The 20,478-nt window shown below is 63.4% G+C and carries 16 protein-coding genes; 2 read left to right on the top strand and 14 right to left on the bottom strand.

Annotated elements, in window-relative coordinates; genetic code table 11:
* Positions 1-33 precede the first annotated feature (33 nt).
* From sthA to HR9077_RS11175, 10 genes are all read right to left on the bottom strand, one after another.
* A complete protein-coding gene (sthA, locus tag HR9077_RS11130) occupies positions 34-1,425 on the bottom strand; it encodes a Si-specific NAD(P)(+) transhydrogenase (protein WP_136067066.1) in 1,392 nt (463 codons plus the stop codon).
* Positions 1,426-1,470: 45 nt separating this feature from the next.
* Positions 1,471-1,728 (bottom strand): (Na+)-NQR maturation NqrM, encoded by a 258-nt coding sequence (gene nqrM, locus HR9077_RS11135; RefSeq protein ID WP_136067067.1) that lies wholly within the window; start codon positions 1,726-1,728, stop codon positions 1,471-1,473.
* Positions 1,725-2,735 (bottom strand): FAD:protein FMN transferase, encoded by a 1,011-nt coding sequence (locus HR9077_RS11140; protein WP_244613158.1) that lies wholly within the window; start codon positions 2,733-2,735, stop codon positions 1,725-1,727. The genes nqrM and HR9077_RS11140 overlap by 4 nt, the downstream gene beginning before the upstream one ends.
* Positions 2,736-2,803: 68 nt before the next feature.
* Positions 2,804-4,036, bottom strand: a complete 1,233-nt coding sequence (nqrF, locus tag HR9077_RS11145) for an NADH:ubiquinone reductase (Na(+)-transporting) subunit F (RefSeq protein WP_136067069.1) — start codon at positions 4,034-4,036, stop codon at positions 2,804-2,806.
* Positions 4,037-4,061: 25 nt separating this feature from the next.
* Positions 4,062-4,682 carry an NADH:ubiquinone reductase (Na(+)-transporting) subunit E gene (gene nqrE, locus HR9077_RS11150; protein ID WP_136067070.1) on the bottom strand — a complete coding sequence of 207 codons (621 nt, stop codon included), beginning with the start codon at positions 4,680-4,682 and terminating at the stop codon, positions 4,062-4,064.
* Complete coding sequence (locus HR9077_RS11155) at positions 4,683-5,351, bottom strand: NADH:ubiquinone reductase (Na(+)-transporting) subunit D (protein WP_136067071.1); 669 nt, start codon at positions 5,349-5,351, stop codon at positions 4,683-4,685.
* 3 nt (positions 5,352-5,354) lie between these two features.
* Positions 5,355-6,143 carry a Na(+)-translocating NADH-quinone reductase subunit C gene (locus HR9077_RS11160; protein WP_136067072.1) on the bottom strand — a complete coding sequence of 263 codons (789 nt, stop codon included), beginning with the start codon at positions 6,141-6,143 and terminating at the stop codon, positions 5,355-5,357.
* On the bottom strand, positions 6,140-7,372 hold the full coding sequence (locus tag HR9077_RS11165; RefSeq protein WP_136067073.1) for an NADH:ubiquinone reductase (Na(+)-transporting) subunit B: 1,233 nt from the start codon (positions 7,370-7,372) through the stop codon (positions 6,140-6,142). Before HR9077_RS11165 ends, HR9077_RS11160 begins: the two co-directional genes overlap by 4 nt.
* A complete protein-coding gene (locus HR9077_RS11170) occupies positions 7,372-8,724 on the bottom strand; it encodes a Na(+)-translocating NADH-quinone reductase subunit A (protein ID WP_136067074.1) in 1,353 nt (450 codons plus the stop codon). Before HR9077_RS11170 ends, HR9077_RS11165 begins: the two co-directional genes overlap by 1 nt.
* A gap of 294 nt (positions 8,725-9,018) precedes the next feature.
* On the bottom strand, positions 9,019-10,488 hold the full coding sequence (locus tag HR9077_RS11175; protein WP_280178430.1) for a glyceraldehyde-3-phosphate dehydrogenase: 1,470 nt from the start codon (positions 10,486-10,488) through the stop codon (positions 9,019-9,021).
* A 262-nt stretch (positions 10,489-10,750) separates the two neighbouring features.
* On the opposite strand from HR9077_RS11175, the gene mfd reads away from it, so the two are divergent.
* Together mfd and HR9077_RS11185 are read left to right on the top strand one after the other, a co-directional pair.
* Positions 10,751-14,200, top strand: coding sequence for a transcription-repair coupling factor (gene mfd, locus HR9077_RS11180; RefSeq protein ID WP_136067075.1), 3,450 nt, complete (start codon positions 10,751-10,753; stop codon positions 14,198-14,200).
* A 120-nt stretch (positions 14,201-14,320) separates the two neighbouring features.
* Positions 14,321-15,415, top strand: coding sequence for a L,D-transpeptidase family protein (locus HR9077_RS11185; protein WP_136067076.1), 1,095 nt, complete (start codon positions 14,321-14,323; stop codon positions 15,413-15,415).
* A 43-nt stretch (positions 15,416-15,458) separates the two neighbouring features.
* Here the strand turns inward: HR9077_RS11185 and HR9077_RS11190 are convergent, their stop codons facing one another.
* The 4 genes from HR9077_RS11190 to HR9077_RS11205 form a co-directional block, all read right to left on the bottom strand.
* Positions 15,459-15,722, bottom strand: a complete 264-nt coding sequence (locus HR9077_RS11190) for an Lpp/OprI family alanine-zipper lipoprotein (protein ID WP_136067077.1) — start codon at positions 15,720-15,722, stop codon at positions 15,459-15,461.
* A 133-nt stretch (positions 15,723-15,855) separates the two neighbouring features.
* A complete protein-coding gene (locus HR9077_RS11195; protein WP_136067078.1) occupies positions 15,856-16,422 on the bottom strand; it encodes a L,D-transpeptidase family protein in 567 nt (188 codons plus the stop codon).
* A 1,102-nt stretch (positions 16,423-17,524) separates the two neighbouring features.
* Complete coding sequence (locus HR9077_RS11200) at positions 17,525-18,613, bottom strand: phage portal protein (RefSeq protein ID WP_136067079.1); 1,089 nt, start codon at positions 18,611-18,613, stop codon at positions 17,525-17,527.
* Positions 18,610-20,460 (bottom strand): terminase large subunit domain-containing protein, encoded by a 1,851-nt coding sequence (locus HR9077_RS11205; RefSeq protein ID WP_458692918.1) that lies wholly within the window; start codon positions 20,458-20,460, stop codon positions 18,610-18,612. Before HR9077_RS11205 ends, HR9077_RS11200 begins: the two co-directional genes overlap by 4 nt.
* Positions 20,461-20,478 lie beyond the last annotated feature (18 nt).

Genomic DNA, 20,478 nt, shown 5'->3' on the forward strand with positions numbered 1-20,478 from the left:
AAACGACGCTTCGCGAGTGCGCCACCCCGGGCGTCAGAAGAGACGGTTCAAACCGTTCTGGGCCGCCACCCGGTAGGCCTCCGCCATGGTCGGGTAGTTGAAGGTGGTGTTGATGAAGTACTTGAGGCTGTTGGCCTCGCCGGGCTGCTGCATGATCGCCTGGCCGATGTGGACGATCTCGGAGGCCTGGTCGCCGAAACAGTGGATACCCAGTATCTCCAGGGTGTCACGATGGAACAGGATCTTGAGCATGCCCACGGTGTCGCCGGTGATCTGTGCCCGGGCGGTGTCCTTGAAGAACGCCTGGGCCACCTCGTAGGGCACCCTGGCCTCGGTGAGCTCGCGCTCGTTCCTGCCGACCGAGCTGATCTCGGGAATCGTGTAGATGCCGGTGGGAACGTCTTCGACAAAGCGGAACGGCTCGTCGAGAAAGTCGTCGCTGGCGCTGCGTCCCTGATCGTAGGCGGCACTCGCCAGGCTCGGCCAGCCGATCACGTCGCCCACCGCGTAGATGTGCGGAATCATCGTGCGGTAGTGCTCGTCGACTTGCAGCTGGCCGCGGCCATTGGCCTCGAGCCCGATGTTCTCGAGCCCCAGCTCGTCGGTGTTGCCGGTGCGTCCGTTGGCCCACAGGAAGGCGTCGGCGCGCAGCTTCTTGCCCGACTTGAGATGCACCACCACACCCGCCTCGTCGCCCTCGATCTTCTCGTACTCCTCGTTGTGGCGCACCAGCACGCCATGCTGGCGCAGGTGGTAGGAGAGCGCATCGCTGATCTCGTCGTCGAGGAACGACAGCAGCCGGTCGCGGGTATCGATCAGGTCGACCTTGACCCCCAGACCCGAGAAGATCGAGGCGTACTCGGAGCCGATGACGCCCGCACCGTAGATGATCAATGTCCGCGGGGTGTGCGACACGCCGAGGATCGTGTCCGAGCAGTAGATCCGCGGATGGCGAAAGTTGACGTCGCCCGGCCGGTAGGGCCGCGAGCCGGTGGCCACCACGATACGCTGGGCGATCAACTCCTCGGCGCCTTCGTGGTTGTCGCGCACCACCAGGGTGTGCTCGTCCTTGAAGCGCGCCACGCCGAAGAACACGTCGATCCGGTTGCGTGCATAGAAGGTGGTGCGCATCTCGACCTGCTGGTCGATGGTCACCCGCGAGCGTTCTAGTACCCTGGGAAACGAGAACCAGCGCGGCTCACCGATATCGCGGAACATGCGGTTGGTATTGAACTGCATGATCTGCTTGACCTGGTGACGCAGCGCCTTGGAGGGAATCGTCCCCCAGTGCGTGCAATTGCCGCCCACCGCGGGTTGCTTCTCGATCACCGCCACGCGCTTGCCATGCTTGGCGGCATTGATAGCCGCACTTTCGCCGGCCGGACCGGTACCGATCACCACCACGTCGTAGTTATGGACTGCCATCGGTTGTCGCATCTCCTCTACTGAGCGGTCGTTGCCCCGCGTCGTTCAACGTCGCGTTGCGTCGTAGCCAAGGTCGAGCCCGCGCTGGCTGTCGGCACTGCGACGTGTCTGAACCCCACGCTTGCGGTTTTCCTCCTCGCAGACCTCGTCCTTGCCGCCGCAGATCTCGCAGCCGTCCTTGAGGCCCAGATTGTTAAGCCCGCCACAGGAGCCGCTGATCGGCTTGCGCCCGAGGATCACCCCGATCGACATCGCCGCGACCAGCAACAGCATGGCAGTGAACACGATCAACCATAGCGTCATGACCCTTTCTCCTCGCCGACCGTCTCGGCCCCCTCGAGATAGGGGGCGAAGGTCGAACTCATGCGTGTTTCGAATCCGTCACCGCTTCTGACAATGAAATACGCCGCAATGCTTTCGCGCTCGGCCAACTCGAGCCCGGCGCGCTCGCCCATGACCGTGAATGCCGTGGCCAGTGCATCGGCGGTGGCGCAGCGCTCGGCGATGACCGTCACCGAGGCCACCTGATTGGTGATCGGCCGCCCGGTACGCGGGTCGATGGTGTGCGAGTAGCGAACCCCGTCGCTTTCGAAGTAGTTGCGATAATCGCCCGAAGTGGCCACGGCCGCGCTGTCGAGATCGATGATACGCTGCACGCTGCGCTCACTGGAGACGGGTTTCTCGACCGCGATACGCCACGGCTCGTCATCCGGCTTGGAACCCTGCGTACGGATCTCGCCGCCGACTTCCACCAGGTAGTCCTCGATACCGCGCTCCTCGAGATAGTCGGCGACGCGATCGGTCCCGTAGCCCTTGGCGATGCCCGACAGATCGACGTAGACGGGCTTGCGCTTGGTCAGCGTATCGCCGTCGAGCACGAGCGCATGGATATCCACCCGGGCCAGCGCTGCGGCCAGCTCGTCGGGGCCCGGCACCTGCTCGGGCCGCCCCTCGGGACCGAACCCCCACAGGTTGACCGCCGGGCCCACGGTGACGTCGAAGGCATCGTCCGACAGCCGGGCGATGCGCAGCGCTTCGCGCACTACCTCCGCCGTGGCCGGCGACAGAAAGAACGGCACGCCCACCGGGTAGCGGTTGAAACGCGACAGCTCCGAGTCTTCCCGATAGGTCGACATCAGGGCATCGACATGCTCGAGCTGATTGCGGATACCCGCATCGAGCGACTCGAGCGTTGCCTCGTCGAGTGCCGCATAGACCGTCACGTGAAAACCGGTACCGAAGATCGGCCCCTCGAAGCGGTGAGCCTCGACCTGTGGTGCGCGCTGGCAACCCGCCACGAGCGCCAGCATCGCGATCGTCGCCACTACCGAGAACAGGGCCGCATGCGGCCCTGTCGGTGTTCGACGATGGCTTCGGATCATCCGCCGAAATCATCCAGCATGATGTTTTCCGGCTCGACGCCCAGGTCGGTGAGCATCTTGATCACCGACGCGTTCATCATCGGCGGCCCGCACATGTAGTACTCGCAGTCCTCGGGCGCGGGATGATCCTTGAGGTAATTCTCGTAGAGCACGTTGTGGATGAAGCCGGTGGGCCCCTCCCAGTTGTCCTCGGGCTGGGGATCCGACAGCGCCAGATGCCACTCGAAGTTGTCGAACTCCTCGGCCAGCTGGTCGTACTCGTCGTTGTAGAAGGTCTCGCGCCAGGAGCGCGCGCCGTACCAGAACGAGATCTTGCGCTTGGATTCGAGGCGCTTGAGCTGATCGAAGATATGGCTGCGCATCGGCGCCATGCCGGCGCCACCGCCGACGAAGATCATCTCGGCATCGGTGTCCTTGGCGAAGAACTCGCCGAACGGCCCCATCACCGTGACCTTGTCGCCCGGCTTGAGACTGAAGACGTAGGTCGACATCAGGCCCGGCGGATGGCTGGAGTTGGGCGGCGGCGTGGCGATCCGGATATTGAACTTGAGGATGCCCTTCTCTTCCGGGTAGTTGGCCATCGAGTAGGCGCGGATGACTTCCTCGTCGTTCTTGTGCGAGACGTTGAAGAGATTGAACTTCTCCCAGTCGCCCCGGTACTCCTCTTCGATGTCGAAGTCGGAGAACTTGATGTCGTAGGGCGGTGCGACCAGCTGAACGTACCCGCCGGCACGGAAATCGACGTTCTCGCCCTCCGGCAGCCTGAGGTTGAGCTCCTTGATGAAGGTCGCGACGTTGGGATTCTCGATGACCTCGCATTCCCACTTCTTGACGCCGAAGACCTCTTCGGGGACCTCGATGCGCATGTCCTGCTTGACCGGCACCTGGCAGGAGAGCCGCCAGCCCTCCTTCTTCTCGCCCATGGTGAAGTGCGACTCCTCGGTCGGCAGGATCGAGCCGCCGCCCTCGGTGACCCGGCACTTGCACTGGGCGCAGGACCCGCCGCCGCCGCAGGCGGAAGACAGGAAGATGCCGTTCGATGCCAGTGTCTGCAGCAGCTTGCCGCCGGCCTGCGTCGTCAGGGTGTTGTCGGGGTCCTCGTTGATCTGGATCGTCACGTCGCCGCTGCTCACCAGGCGGCTGCGCGCGGCCAGGATGATCGCCACCAGGCCGATGACGACCACGGTGAACATGACCACGCCGAGCACGATAATCGATGTATCGACCATGTCGAATTCCTATATCTCGTTGTACTTACAGCTGGATGCCGGAAAAGGACATGAAGCCCAGCGACATCAGGCCCACGGTGATGAAGGTGATCCCCAGCCCGCGCAGGCCGGCCGGCACATCGCTGTACTTGAGCTTCTCGCGGATACCCGCCAGGGCGGCGATGGCCAGCGCCCAGCCGGCGCCCGCACCGAAGCCATAGATCACCGACTCGCCGAAGCTGTAGTCGCGCTGGACCATGAACAGCGAGGCACCGAGGATCGCGCAGTTCACCGTGATCAGCGGCAGGAACACGCCCAGCGCGTTGTAGAGCGCGGGCACGAACTTGTCGAGGAACATCTCGAGGATCTGCACGATCGCCGCGATCACGCCGATATAGCTGAGCAGCCCGAGGAACGACAGGTCGATGTTCTCGGCACCCTCGATGCCGGTCCAGGTCAACGCCCCTTCCCGCAGCAGATAATGCAGGATCAGGTTGTTGACCGGCACGGTGATGGCCAGCACCACGACCACGGCGATGCCCAGCCCGATCGCCGAGGAGACCTTCTTCGACACCGCCATGAAGGTACACATGCCCAGGAAGAACGCCAGCGCCATGTTCTCGACGAACACGGCCTTGATGAACAGGCTCAGGTAATGTTCGAACATTTACACTGCCTCCTTGGCCTTGGTGTTGGTCGTGATCTTGAACTCGTTCTCCTCGACCTGCTCGGGGTTGAGACTGCGCAGTGCCCAGATGATCAGACCGATGACGAAGAACGCCGAGGGCGGCAGCAGCATCAGACCATTGGTGACGTACCAGCCGCCATCGCTGGTGGTCTGCAGAATGGTCATGCCGAACACCGAGCCGGACCCGAACAGCTCGCGGAAGAAGCCCACGATGAGCAGGATCACGGCATAGCCCAGCCCGTTGCCGACGCCGTCGAGAAAGCTCATCACCGGGGTGTTCTGCATGGCGAAGGCCTCGGCGCGCCCCATGACGATGCAGTTGGTGATGATCAGGCCGACGAAGACCGAGAGCTGCTTGGATATCTCGTAGGCGTAGGCCTTGAGCACCTGGTCGACGACGATGACCAGCGAGGCGATGATCGTCATCTGCACGATGATGCGGATCGCCGACGGGATATGATTGCGAATCAGTGAAACGAAGAAACTCGAGAAGGCGGTAACGGCAATGACCGCCAGCCCCATGACCAGCGAGGTGTTCATGGAGTTGGTGACCGCCAGCGCGGAACAGATCCCCAGGATCTGCAGCGCGATCGGGTTGTTCTTGAAGATCGGCGTGGTCAGCACGCCTTTGGGCGTATAGGCAGCCATGGCTTACGCTCCTTGCGTCGTGTCGCGGAAACGGGCCAAGTACTCGGCGAAGCCGGCGTCACTCAGCCAGAATTGCAGCAGATTGGTCACACCGTTGCTGGTCAGCGTCGCACCGGACAGGGCGTCGACCTTGTACTCGGCCTCCGGCGTTTGGGGACCCACGCCCCCCTTGACCAGGCGGATGGCGGGATCCATCTCGCCCTCGGGATAGATCTTCTTGCCATCCCAGAGGGCCTTCCAGTCGGGGTTGTCGACCTCGCCGCCAAGCCCCGGCGTCTCGCCCTGATCGTAGAACGACAGGCCGACCACGGTATTGCCGTCTCCCTTCAGCGCCAGATAGCCCGACATCAACGACCACAGCCCCTGCCCGCGAACCGGCAGGATGATCTTGTCGGGATTGTCCGGGTCGCCGACCAGATACACCGTAGCGTAGTCTTCCCGGCGCCCGATACCCGCCATGTCCTCGGCGCCCGACAGGGTCCGCGACTGAGCGGGGTCCTTGGCGGCTTCGAACTGGTTGAAGGTCTCGGCGTTCTTGTCCTCGGCATACTCGCCGTTTTGCAGGTCGACCACCCGCGCGGTGATCGCCTCGGCGAACCTTTCGTTGACGTCGACACCCGGCTCGTAGAGCTCGGCTACCTGAAGGATGTTCGACTTGCGGTCGAGCTCCTGATTCTGCTGCTGCGTGGGACGCAGCACCACGGCCGCCGTCGACACGACCACCGAACAGACGATGCACAGCGCGAACGCGACCGTGAGTGTCTTCTTGATGGAGTTGTTACTGGCCATCAGGCGGTCTCCTTGCTCATCGCGCCAGCGGTCTCACGCTTCTGGCGACGCTTGATATTGGCCTGCACGACGAAATGGTCGATCAACGGGGCGAACAGGTTGGCGAACAGGATCGCCAGCATGATGCCTTCGGGAAAGGCCGGATTGACCACACGGATCAGCACCGTCATCACCCCGATCAAGGCACCGAATACCAGCTTGCCCTTGTCGGTCATCGAGGCCGAGACCGGATCGGTGGCCATGAACACCATGCCGAAGGCGAAACCGCCGATGACCAGGTGCCAGTACCAGGGCATGGCGAACATGGGATTGGTCTCGGAGCCGACCAGGTTGAACAGCGCGCTGGTGGCGACCATGCCGAGGAAGGTACCCAGCATGATTCGCCAGGAGGCGATGCGGGTCCACAGCAACACGGCGGCGCCGATCAGAATGGCCAGGGTCGAGACCTCGCCGACCGAGCCGGGCATGAAACCGAAGAAGGCATCGAGCCAGCTCAGCTGCTGATGCAGCGCGTCCATGCCATCGGAATAGGCGGTGGAAAGCGCGGTCGCCCCGGTATACCCGTCGGCCGCGACCCATACCGAGTCGCCCGAGATCTGCGCCGGATAGGCGAAATACAGAAACGCCCGCCCGGTGAGCGCCGGGTTGAGGAAGTTCTTGCCGGTGCCGCCGAAGATCTCCTTGCCGATCACCACGCCGAAGGTGATCCCCAGCGCCACCTGCCACAACGGGATCGTCGCCGGCAGGATCAGGGCGTAGAGCACCGAGGTGACGAAGAAGCCTTCGTTGACCTCGTGACCGCGCTTGACCGCGAACAGCACTTCCCAGAACCCGCCGACCACGAAGGTGACCAGGTAGATGGGCAGGAAGTAGGTCGCACCGAGCACGAAATCGGCCCAGATGCTGCCCGGATCGTTGCCGCCGGCCAGGGTCATGGTGACGGCTTCGCGCCAGCCGCCCAGCGCGCTGTAGCCGTCGGCGATCGCCAGGTTGGCCTGCAGCCCGGCGTTGTACATGCCGAAGAACATCGCCGGGAAGGTGCAGAACCACACCGTGATCATGATCCGCTTGAGATCGATGCCGTCACGCACGTGGGCCGTCGTCCGCGTCACGTCGGGCGGCGAGTAGAAGATCGTGTCCACCGCCTCGTAGAGGGCATAGAACTTCTCGTACTTGCCCCCCTTGTGGAAGTGCGGCTCGAGATTGTCGAGTGTCTGTCGGATCCCCATCATCAAGCCTCTTTCTCGATCGTGGTGAGATTGTCGCGCAGGATGGGACCGTACTCGTACTTGCCCGGGCACACGTAGGTGCACAGCGCGAGGTCTTCCTCATCCAGCTCGAGACAGCCGAGCTGCATCGCCATTTCGATGTCGCCGACGATCAGCGACCGCAGCAACTGGGTCGGCAGGATATCCAGCGGCATGACCGTCTCGTAGGAACCCACCGGCACCATGGCGCGCTCGGAGCCGTTGGTGGTCGTCGTTGGCGCGAACCTGTCGAGTCCCGCAAACCGCGAGATGTAGATACCGAGCACCGAGTGCTTGTTGCGACCCGGCGACAGCCAGCCCAGGAAGGCCCGCTTGTTGCCCTCTTCGAGCAGGCTGACCTGCTGATGGAAGCGTCCCAGGTAGCTCAGTGCACCCTCGGCGATATTGCCGCCGAACACCGAACCGGAAATGATGCGGGGATCGCTGTCGGCCTCGCCGATCTCGCCGTCGAGCAGTTCGCGAAAGCTTGCCCCCAGGCGCGTGCGCACCAGCCGCGGGCGGGTGGCCAGCGGCCCGCCGATGGCCACCACGCGACGCGTGTCGAGAACCCCCTCGGCAAACAGCTTGCCGATGGCGATCACGTCCTGATAGCCGACATGCCAGACCTGGCGGGTCAGGCTGACCGGGGACAGGTGATGAATGTGGGTACCGACCAGCCCGGCGGGATGCACGCCCTTGAAGCTCTCCGCCTGAACGCCGGCGACGTCACCGCCAGGCAGGTTGGCATCGGGCGCATGGCACAGAAAGACCCGCCCTTCGGTGAGCCGCTTGAGCACCTTGAGCCCCTGGCTGAACGCCTCGGGCTGCTCGTTGATCACCAGCGTCGGGTCGGCCGCCAGCGGGTGGGTGTCGATCGCCGTCACGAAGATGTTCGTCGGCTGCGCGTCGAGCGCCGGCGTACGGGAATAGGGCCGGGTACGCAGCGCGGTCCACAGGCCGGACTCGACCAGCTGGTCGACCACCGTCTGACGCTCCAGAGTGTCCAGCGCAGAGGCACCATGCGCGGTGAACGCGACCTGCTCGTCCTGGTCGTCAACCTTGATCACCACTGACAACAGACGACGCTTCTCGCCACGGTTGATTGCGACCACTTCACCGGCCGCCGGCGCGGTAAAGCGCACGCCGGGGATCTTCTTGTCGGTGAACAAGAGCTGGCCAAGCTTCACCCGGTCCCCTTCCCGAACCTCCATGGTCGGCTTCATGCCGACGTAATCGGAGCCCAGGACGGCCACGTGGCGCACCGGCCGCGCATCCTCGATACGCTGTTCAGGTGTCCCCGCGATGGGGAGATCCAGGCCTCGTTTGACTTCGATCATAGTCTCGCCCAGTTATCGAATCTGATTAGCAAGCAAAGGGATTCGATGCACAGCATGAGGCTGAGCCCGCGTCTGGCTGACGCTGCCACGGCGCTTGTCACAGTGCTCGAACGCTTTTCTTATCAGAAGATTGTCTCGAGCGGTCCATGGCCATACGGACCGCACCAAAAGTCGCCGACATTATATAGAGAGGCACGTCGAAAGACCACCGGCGACGCACACGGGTGGCCCTTGTCGAGACATCTGGGAAAGGCGTTGCCAGCGGCCACGGCGTGGCCGCCAAGCACCGAACGGTCAGTCGCGGGTACGCGGCAGATAGAGGAAGTTGACGTTGGACATCGACTGTAGAATGCGCACGACCTGGCAGCTGTAGCCGAACTCGTTGTCGTACCAGACATAGAGCACGGCATTGTTGCCGTCGACGATGGTCGCCTTGGCATCGACGACGCCCGCATGCCGGTTGCCGACGAAATCGGACGACACCACTTCCGGCGAATCGACGTAATCGATCTGCTTCTGCAGCGGCGAGTCGAGCGATACCTGGCGCAGATAGGCGTTGACGCTCGCCACGTCGGCCGGCCGGGCCAGGTTGAGGTTGAGAATCGCCATCGAGACATTCGGCGTGGGCACGCGGATGGCGTTGCCGGTCAGCTTGCCCTCGAGCTCCGGCAATGCCTTGGCGACGGCCTTGGCGGCGCCGGTCTCGGTCAACACCATGTTGAGCGGTGCGCTGCGTCCGCGGCGGTCGCCCTTGTGGTAGTTGTCGATCAGGTTCTGGTCGTTGGTGTAGGAGTGTACCGTCTCGACATGGCCGTGGCTGATGCCGAACTCGTCGTTGATCGCCTTGAGCACCGGAACGATGGCGTTGGTGGTACAGGACGCCGCCGAAATGATCCGGTCGTCGTCGCCGACGTCAGCGTGGTTGATGCCATACACGATATTCTTGACGTTGCCCTTGCCCGGCGCGGTGAGCATCACCTTGGCGACGCCCTTGCTGGCCAGGTGTTGGGACAACCCCTCCTCGTCTCGCCATTTACCGGTATTGTCGACCACCAGCGCATTGTTGATGCCGTACTCGGTATAGTCGATCTCTGCCGGCGAGTCGGCATGGATGACCTTGATGACCTGGCCGTTGGCGATCAGCGCGCTGTTGTCGTGATCGACGCTGATCGAACCGGCGAAGGGGCCGTGTACCGAGTCGCGCCGCAGCAGGCTGGCACGCTTTTCCAGGTCGTCGCCACCGCCACGCACGACGATGGCGCGCAACCGCAACAGATTGCCGCCCCCCGCCTTCTCGATCAGGATGCGCGCCAGGATACGGCCGATCCGCCCGAAGCCGTAGAGCACCACGTCCTTGGGCGCACCGCCCATGCCGTTCGCGCCATGCGCGCCGACCAGCTCGCCGAGCTCCTCGCGCAGATAGCCTTCGACATCACTGCGCCCGCTACGCTTGAAGGCGACGACCAGCTTGCCCAGGTCGATATGCGCCGGCCCCAGTTCGAGCTCGGTCATGGCCTTGATGAACGGCAGGGTGTCGCGCACCGACAGCTCGGTCCCCTCGACCTTCTTGACGTAGCGGTGGTTCTTGAGAATGCGGATCACCGAGCGGATGATCAGCGAGCGGCCATACAATGAAGGCACCACGTTGTACTTGCGGTACAACTGGCCTAGCAGCGGAATCATCTCCTCGGCCAGCGCCTCGTTTTCCTGCCACTCCTGGAAACAGATATCGCGCCTATCCTGACCTGCCTTGTCCTGGTCCACGTGGAAGCCCCTTTCTCGGAATCGCGAACGAATTGAATCCGTTCATTATCCTTGCCAAGCGAGAAGGGCCGCAATCGCTGGATGGTCGCATGAGCTGTAGGACCACTACAGAAATACGGGGTTGACTACAAGCTCGCTTGCGGGCATGGCGGACAATATTCTCGACAGGTCGGCCATGAGCATGCGGTACAATTGTCCGCCGACAGCGCCGCCCTGTTATGATCTGACGCATCGCCACTACGTCGTTACGTTGCCCAGACCCATGCCCAATTTTTCGCCCTTGGCTCCGCCGCTTCCCGATGACCAGCGCCATACCCTTTATTGCCGGGCACCATCGGGCGCCGCCGGCCCGCTGACCCTGGCCCGGCTGGCCGATGACGCACCACTGCTGGTGGTCACCCCCGACACCGCCGGCGCTCAACGCCTGGAAAGCGCCCTGCGCTTTTTCGCGCGCGTCCCGGTGCTGCCGTTCCCCGATTGGGAAACGCTGCCCTACGACAGCTTCTCGCCCCACCAGGACATCGTCTCCGAGCGTCTGCGCACCCTGCGGCGCCTGCAGGAAGCCCGCCAGGGCATCGTCCTGGTGCCGGTCAATACCCTGATGCAACGGCTACCGCCCACCGACTACATCGCCGGGCGGGTCATCACCCTGTCGGTTGGCATGACGCTGGATCGCGAAGGCTTCCGCGAACGCCTGTCGCGGGCCGGCTATCGCGCCGTGGAGACCGTCTACGAGCCGGGCGAATACGCCCTGCGCGGCGCGTTGATCGACCTCTTCCCGATGGGCAGCGAGACCCCGCTGCGCATCGACCTGTTCGACGACGAGATCGATACCCTGCGCCGCTTCGACCCCGATACCCAGCGCAGCGCCGACAAGGTCGAATCGGTCGAGCTGCTGCCGGCTCACGAGTATTCGCTGTCGCGCTCGGCGATCGCCTGCTTCCGCGAGGGCTTCGAGACGCTGTTCGACGTCGACCCGCGCCAGTGCCCGCTCTACAACGACGCCATCAAGGGCATCCCCTCGCCGGGGCTCGAGCAGTACCTGCCGCTGTTCTTCGAGGAGACCGCGACGCTCTTCGAGCATCTCGCCGAGGGTACCCGCGTCGCCCTGCTGCCCGGCGTCCACGCCGCCGCCGAGCATCACTGGAACGCGATCCAGAGTCGCTACGAGAATCTCGGCGTCGACCCGACGCGCCCTCTGCTGCCGCCGGCCAGGGCCTTCATTCCGGTGGCCGAGGTGTTCGCCGCGATCAAGGCCAAACCGCGTCTCGAGCTGGTCGACAACGACGACCATCCGCATGCCCGGCGACCACTGAGCCGGACGCCGCCGCAGGTCGCCATCAACGCCCGCGCCCAGAACCCGCTGGCCGCCCTCGAGCATTATCTTGCCGCCCATCCCGAGCAACGCATGCTGTTCGTCGCCGAGTCCCGCGGGCGCCGCGAGGCCCTGGAGGAGACCCTTGCCGTCCTGCACCTGGAAATGCCCCATGTCGACGACTGGCAGACCTTCATCGACGGGGAGCAGCGACTGGCGATCACCGAGGGGTTGCTCGGCGAGGGCCTGGTCCTCGACGAGCCGGATCTCGCCGTCATCACCGAGACCGAACTGTTCGGCGAAGTGGTCCGCCAGAGCCGGCGCCGGGAGAAGGCCACCGACGACAACGAACTGGCGGTGCGTCATCTGTCCGAATTGCGCCCCGGTTCGCCGGTGGTCCATCAGCTGCATGGCGTGGGTCGCTACCTGGGCCTGGAGACCATCGAGGCAGGCGGTCAGGCCGCCGAGTTCGTCACCCTGGAATATGCCGATGGCGCGCGCCTCTACGTGCCGGTGGACAGCCTGCAGCTGATTTCGCGCTATGCCGGGGCCAGCGACGAGCTGGCGCCGCTACACAAGCTCGGCTCGGACACCTGGGACAAGGCCAAGAGGAAGGCCGCCGAGCGCATTCGCGATACCGCCGCCGAGCTGCTCGACGTCTATGCCCGTCGCGAGGCGCGCCAAGGTTTCGCCAGCGACCAGCCCGGGGCGGAGTATCAGCGCTTCGCGGCGAGCTTCCCGTTCGAGGAAACCCCCGATCAGCGCGCCGCCATCCATGCCGTGATCGGTGACATGACGGCCAGCCAGCCGATGGATCGGGTGGTCTGCGGCGATGTCGGCTTCGGCAAGACCGAGGTCGCCATGCGTGCGGCCTTCCTGGCCGTGCATTCCGGGCGTCAGGTGGTGGTGCTGGTGCCCACCACCCTGCTCGCCCAGCAGCATTACGACAATTTCCGCGACCGCTTCGCCGATACCGCGGTCCAGGTCGAACTGATCTCGCGCTTTACCGGCGGCAAGGGCCAGGCCGACACCCTCAAGCGCATCGAGGAGGGCCGTGCCGACATCGTCATCGGCACCCACAAGCTGCTCTCCAAGAACGTCAAGCTGCCCAACATGGGCCTGCTGATCATCGACGAGGAACACCGTTTCGGCGTCTCGCAGAAGGAGCGGCTGAAGAACCTGCGTGCCGAGGTCGATATCCTGACACTGACCGCGACACCGATCCCGCGCACCCTGAACATGGCGATGAACGGCATCCGCGACCTGTCGATCATCGCCACCCCGCCGGCACGCCGACTGTCGGTGAAGACCTTCGTCCAGCAGCGCGACGAGGCGGTGGTCAAGGAAGCGTTGCTCCGCGAGATCCTGCGTGGCGGTCAGGTGTACTTCCTGCACAACGAGGTCAGGACCATCGAGCAGACGGCGGAAAAGGTGCGCGATCTGATCCCCGAGGCGCGGGTCGGCGTGGCCCATGGCCAGCTGCCCGAGCGCAGCCTCGAGCGAATCATGTCCGACTTCTACCACCAGCGGTTCAACGTGCTGGTCTGCTCGACGATCATAGAGACCGGCATCGACGTCCCCAGCGCCAACACCATCATCATCGAGCGGGCGGACAAGTTCGGCCTGGCCCAGCTTCATCAATTGCGCGGACGGGTCGGGCGTAGCCACCACCAGGCCTATGCCTATCTGCTGACACCACCGCCCAGGGCGATGAGCAAGGACGCCATCAAGCGTCTGGAAGCGATCGGCCAGGCCGAGGATCTCGGCGCCGGCTTCACCCTGGCCAGCCATGACATGGAGATCCGCGGCGCCGGCGAACTGCTCGGCGACGAACAGAGCGGCCAGATGGAAACCATCGGCTACAGCCTCTATATGCAGATGCTCGACCGGGCGGTGAAAGCGATTCGCGCCGGCAAGACACCCAACATCGAGGCCCCGCTGGACGAAGGGGTCGAGGTCAGCCTCAACCTGCCAGCGCTGATTCCCGACGACTACCTGCACGACGTTCAGCAGCGCCTGATCATGTACAAGCGCATCAGCAACGCCGAGAACGAGGCCGACCTCAAGGAGTTGCAGGTGGAGATGATCGACCGCTTCGGCCTGCTGCCGGGCCCGGTCAAGACGCTGTTCCGCCAGACTCGGCTGCGCCAGCGCGCCGAGCGCCTGGGCATCGTGCGTCTCGAGGCCGGTGACGAACGCGGTCGCATCATTTTCGGCGCCAACCCCGCGATCGATCCCATGACACTGGTGCAACTGATCCAGCAGGATCCCCAGCACTACCGGCTCGACGGTGCCGACACCCTGCGCTTCAACGCCGAAATGGCTGATGGCGAACAGCGTTTCGCCGCCCTCGAGGCCCTGCTGGAGACCCTCAATCGCAAGGCCGAAGCCGCCTGATCGGGCGGTGGAAATTATTGCCCCGGCGTAGCCGGGAACGCTTGCCTTGGCCAGGAATTTCGCCAGAATGCCAGAAATCTATCCGTGCCCCGACGGCACTCTCGAATAGGCTCATTGTCCATGCCGATTGTGAACCAGACCAGACGCCTGTTGCGTCTGACCACTCTGTTCTGCGTGGGGTTCTCCCCGTTGCTGCAGGCCGCAGGCCCCATTACCACCAGCGATGGCCTGCCGGTCGGGCACTACCGCCTGCCCGAGAACGGCGACGTGATCGGCGAGGTACAGACCGCCACCTCCGAGCACGAGGAAACGCTGATCGAGATCGGCCATCGTTATGGCGTGGGCTTCGAGGAGATGCGCCGCGCCAACCCCAAGCTCAACATGTGGCTACCCGGCGACGGTACCGAAGTGACCGTGCCGACCCGCTTCATCCTGCCACCCGGGCCGCGCGAAGGCGTGGTGGTCAACGTCGCCGAGATGCGACTTTACTATTACCCGCCGAACGAGGAAGGCGAAACGCGCCAGGTCGAGACCTACCCGATCAGCGTCGGCCGCATGGACTGGAAAACACCCCTGGGAACCACGCGCATCATCGACAAGATCGAGAACCCGCTGTGGTATCCGCCCCAGTCGATCATCAAGGAGCATGCCGAGCGCGGCGACAACCTGCCGAGCGTCGTCCCGGCCGGGCCCGACAACCCGCTCGGCAAGTACAAGATGCGCCTGGACATCCCGGGCTATCTGATTCACGGCACCAACAAGCCCCAGGGCGTGGGAATGCGCGTCACCCATGGCTGTATCCGCATGCTGCCCGAGGATATCGAGCAGCTTTTCCCGCGACTGCCGGTCGGCACCCAAGTGCGCCTGATCAACGAAACCCTCAAGCTGGGGTGGTCGGACGACATCCTGTATATCCAGGCCTATCCCGGCCTCGAAGAGCAGGCCAGCACGCCGATCAGCCGCGTTACCGATGCGTTGAGCGCCGTTTCCTCGGTCGTCGAGAAGCGCGAGTATCCGGTCGACTATGGACAATTGCGTGCAGAGGTCGAGTCGCCAAGCGGCATGCCGGTGGCCCTGCAGCTTCTCGATATGCAGCCCCGGTTCGACCGTTTCGCCGACGACCCTTCGCTGTACGGCAAGCTCTACCTGGTGGCCAACCCCTACTGGTGGGAAGAAACGCAAAAGGCCCTGCCGATATCGACAGGGCCTTCCTGAACACTGACCCGTGCCGCCGCTGGCGGCACGGGGGAACCAGCGTTTACTTCTGCATGGACTGTTCGAACATGCGATCCATGGCCTGACGGTTTTCACGGGCCATCTGCAGAGCAGCCTGGGCGTCGCGCTGAGCGGAATTCGCGGTGCTCAGAGCTTCATTGGCCATGCTGCGTGCTTCCGCGACATCCGAATCCGTCTTGTCCATCCAGGACTGCTGCTCGCCACCCTGGGCGGCACAGCCTGCCATTACCAGCATGGACAGACCGAGCGCGGAGAGCTTGAGAGCACTGCTGAAACTTTTAACCATAATGTTCTCCTTACCATCATTCCTTGGTTCTTGGTTAATTCCTGCTTGGCAGGCTTTCACGTTCGGCCCATGGCCGTCAATGAATCTCGTTTTCCATGATGCCGCCTACTATGCATCACTTCCACCCTAGAAACTAGCGGATGATAACTCTCGTGCCAAGTTGTACCAGATCCGCCAAGCGTTCTATCTGGGCATTGGTCACCGCGACACAACCTTCGGTCCAGTTGAACTGCTCATGAATCGACGGGTCGGCCTTGCCCAGGCCGTGTATCCCGATGTTGCTGCCCAGCACGGTATCCTGTGGCGGCGCACCGTGGCGACGATAATAAGCGAGGTAGCGATCGAACTCGACCTCACTGAACACGCCGCTTTGCAGCGCCTGACGCGCATTGTCCAGATTGGGGTAATCGAGCCCGAGAAAGATGTTGAAATGACTGTCACGATTGATCCAATTGATGCGGAACTCCCCCGCCGGGGTCTTCATATCGCCGCGCAAACGCGCCTGGGAGACGCCGCGTCGCCCAACCGATATGGGATGGAAACGCTCGATTTCGCGCTCGCCACGATAGACACGCAACGTCGAGGAGGCTTCATCGACCAGCAACCAGACCGCACCCCGCTGGTTGGCCACGGCCTGACCCGTCGACGGCAGGATCAATAGTAGGCTCAAGATCAAACCGATCACGATTCGTCCTGTCATATAACCTCTCTTGCGATAAGCCCCTGGTCGGCTGACCCGGTGACCGCCTGAAACCCGAACGGATCACTTTGTACAAGCCGGCCGGCGTCCAAACGTGGCGCAGGGGTGACAGAAATAGTCTCGAAATTCGCCCATTTAACGCTACGTACCGTGGTGGCTGGCGCCCCTCGGCTCCCGGCCGTTTCCGAGCGGCGATGAGCACACCCTGCACGACCACCCGGCGCCACAGGCCCGAGGATGAGCATAACGCCGCACACGACAAAGGGGCCAGATCGTAGACCTGGCCCCTTCTTTATCTCGTGGCGGAGGGGGAGGGATTCGAACCCATCATTACCGCCGATTGGCATTCTAAGGCATTGATCTATGGGGTGACAACAGCCAACGAGCGCTTTCATCTGTTCCCAGCGCGTTCCCACTTCCATAGCTGAATATGCGTGCGACGCGTGCGTACACGCAGGATAGCGCCCCGACCTTCAGAATTGCTGGGGGGCTCGGAAAAAGGTAACAAAGGTAATGCGTCGCCAAAAATCGCCATATCTCATTGATTAGAATAGGTTTCAAACGAGTGTCCAAAAGGTAACGTTTAAGTAATGCAGAAGTAACGCGTTACCTTTTTGAAGAGTGATTTTTCTATTTCTCCACATCCTTTAAAAACAGCAACTTGCGAAAGCATTACTTTTTGCATTACTCCTTGTTACCTTTTAGGGGTAACGCTCGACTTCAACTAGATCAGCAACTTACGCGCCAATTTCAGCAGAATTACTTCCATTACTCCTTTCCCAGCCCCCCTGCCATTCTCTGAGAACCCTTCCCATCTACCTGCCCTTCGTCTCCTACGTCGTCCGGTTGAGTTCGCATGAATCCGCATGGAAAAACCCAGCCTCCAGACCATCGCTCGGCCCTGTATCTGCGCGGCCTCCAGCCAGGCGCATGGGCGCCCAAAAACACACAGGTTTAGCGCGCAGGCGGGGCGGGGTGTCGACGGCGCGCCAGGGGGCGCGGCTGGCTGTCGCCAGGGGCTGGCCGGGCCCTGGGCCGTGCGCGCCGAGCGGGCACAAAAAAGCCGCCCGAGTGGGCGGCTGGCAGCTGCAGTGCAGAGGGTTCAGCGGATGGGGTCGGTAGGTGCTGGCTGGTCGGCCTCGAGTGAGTACGGCCGGAACCGGATCACTTTCTGGCCCAGGAGGTCGTTGATCTCGCTGAACACGGCCTGAACCGGCTCGAGCTCGTTGGTCACGAACACCTTGGCCGCTTTCTCGACGTCTCCGAAACCGCCGGTGTTGTTGGGGATGATGCCCATCAGCTGCGGCGGGATCCGGTGGCCGGCGAGCTGGTCGTCGCGGGTGATGTTCTTGATCGAGGCGAACTCGTCCTTGGCGGCGACTTCCGAGATCGGGATGATCTGGATGCCGTCCTTCTTGCCGTTGGGGCTGTAGAGGAACAGGTTGCGGAAGTTGCCGACGCCCTTCGACTCCTTCAACGCGGTGCGCATCGAGTCGATGTCTTCCTGGTTCTGGGCGGCATCGGAGACGTACATGATGAACCCAGCGTGAGAACCGTTGAGGTAGTACTTGCGGCGGAACAGCGTGGCGTTCTCGTTCAAGTAGATCGACTGCAGCGCGCCCAGGTAGTCGGGCACGCCGTAGACTTCCTGGTTGATGTCGGGCTCGAGCAGGTGGATCAGGCTGCCGGCCGGGAATTCGCTGCGATCCGACCAGGTGGGCACCCAGAAGTAGCGATCGAGATCGGCGCCGCGGCGCACGTACTTGGCCCGCGCGGGGCGCAAGGCGAGCAGCTTGCCGAGCCGGCCGAAGATCCGCTCCAGGTAGCAGTTGCCGAACACCAGGTAGTCGGTGGCCAGCGCGCTGAACGCCTGGCGGCTGAGCAACGGATGCGGGATGAACGAACGCACCAGGATGTTGCGCTTCACCTGGATCGCGCTGCCGTGATGCGCCGTGGCCCGGTAGGTCTGGGCGAGCGCCGGCAAGTCGAACGGCGGCTCGTACCATTCGTTGCCCAGCATCCAGCAGCCGGTATAGAAGAAATCGTAGCCATCGGTGACTGGCACTGGGTCGCCGAAGCTGAACGCCTCCGCCTTGGCCTTAGCGGGCGCCGGCGCGGCATTAGCCTCGTCCTCGACGTGATAGGCCGGCACGCGCACGCGGGGCTTGCCGGCTGGGGTTTCGGTCGTCATCCAAACATCTCCATCATTGATCGACCGGTGCCGTGGTCGAGCGGCCCGTCGAGGGGTTCGTTATGCAGGGCATGCATGGTTGCCCACGCCAGGTCGGCGTGGCCGGTCTGGTTGTTACGTCCGGCGGTGTAAGTCATTTGGCGCCCGCCGGCCGTGAGCTCACGTCGGATCGCCATGAACGACTGAGCGATATCGACTGCGCCGGCGTCGAATTCGAGTCGGCCTTTGTTGATGATCTGCTGGGCCTGCATAACCAACCGCGACTTGACCTCGGGCGTATAGCGATAGCGGGTCACGGTGGGGAAGAACTTGGCGACCAGTTGCGCCACGGGCTCGCCCAAGCCGTTGGTATCGATGCCGATGAACGTCACGTTGTAGCGTCGGGTCACGCCGCGAATGAATTCCACCTGCGCTTCGTAGTCACGCCCCTTGATGCGGTGCTTCTCGAGAATCCTGTGCTTGCCCTCCATCGAGCGCGGCGGCGCCACGACCACCAGCCCCGCGCCGTCGCCCTCCTCGCCATCGCCGGCCGGGTCGTAGCCGATCCAGACCGGATACTCGCCATACGGGCGCGGCGCGAAAGGCTTGAGATCCCGCCAGGCGTCCCAGCTGTCGACCATGCACTTCTGCATCATCGCCAGCGGGAATGCCGACTGGGTGTCGTCGACGAACTCGCACATCAGCAGGTTGGCGAACTCGTCGTCGGAGTACTCCAGGCGCAGTTGGTCGATGTCGAACAGGTCGCAGCCGCCGGCGATCGCATCCTCGATCGTCACGATCTGGCGCCATTGGCCGTCCGGCCCGCGCGCCCCGTCCTTCAGCGCCGAATGGCTGACGTCGATCTTCACCCGGTCGGCTTTCTTCTGGCGCTTGTTGAAGCGATCGCCGGTCCAGAACGGATAGGCCTCATGGGCGACACTCGAGGGCGTGCTGAAGTAGGTCTGGCGCCACTTCTTGTGCATCGCCATCCCGCTGGTCACTTTGCGGAAGGTCTCGAAGCCGTGGATCCAGAAATATTCATCCAGGTACGTGTCGCCATGATAACCCTGCGCCGTTTTGGCATTGGTCCCCAGGAAGTGGAGCTCGGCGCCATTGGCCAGGATGATCGGATCGCCCTTGAGCTCGACGCCGGTGGCCTCCTTGACGAACTGGACGATGTAGTGCCGGAAGATATGCGCCTGTGCTTTCGAGGCGCTCATGAAGATCTTGTTCTTGCCGGTCTCCAGGGCATCGGCGATCGCCTCGCGGGCGAAGTACCAGGTGGCGCCGATCTGCCTCGACTTGAGCAGGTTGCGGATTCGCTCGTGCTGGCCGGCGCGGTACCAGCCGCGCTGGTAATCGAACAGCGAGGCCTCGAAGGCCTCGACGATCTGGATCACCCCTTCGTCGCCGACATCGTTGCGCGCCGGCTTGCGCTTCTCGCCGGCGTTGCGCCGCTCGATGTTGGGATTGAGGTCGCTCTCCTTGCCGCTGCCCTCGTACTTGTGCACCCGGGCCAGCCGCTCGACCTGTCGGCCCAACAGGTCGATCTCCTTGAAGTCCTTGCCTTCCTTCTGCTCCTTCCAGATCAGCTGAACCATGCGCGCTTCCAGCGCGCCCTCGATGCGCTGGGTCGGCGAGGCGTCGTCCCAGGCGTCGCGTTTCTTCCAGCTGTCGATGGTCGCCCGCGGCAGATCGAGAAACTCGGCAATACGCGCGATGCGCCACCCGGTCCAGTAGAGGTGCCGGGCGGAGAGACGCGAGGCGTCGTGGCTGTCCAGGTCGGGTGTCGGTGCGGTCATGCCGCCCAGCGTACCCGCGCGCGCGCGCGGGCTATTGCGGGCCTCGGTGTAAGTGCGCCGACTCACACCGGCCGCGCGTTGAGC

Source organism: Modicisalibacter radicis (assembly GCF_900961225.1).
Classification (GTDB): domain Bacteria; phylum Pseudomonadota; class Gammaproteobacteria; order Pseudomonadales; family Halomonadaceae; genus Modicisalibacter.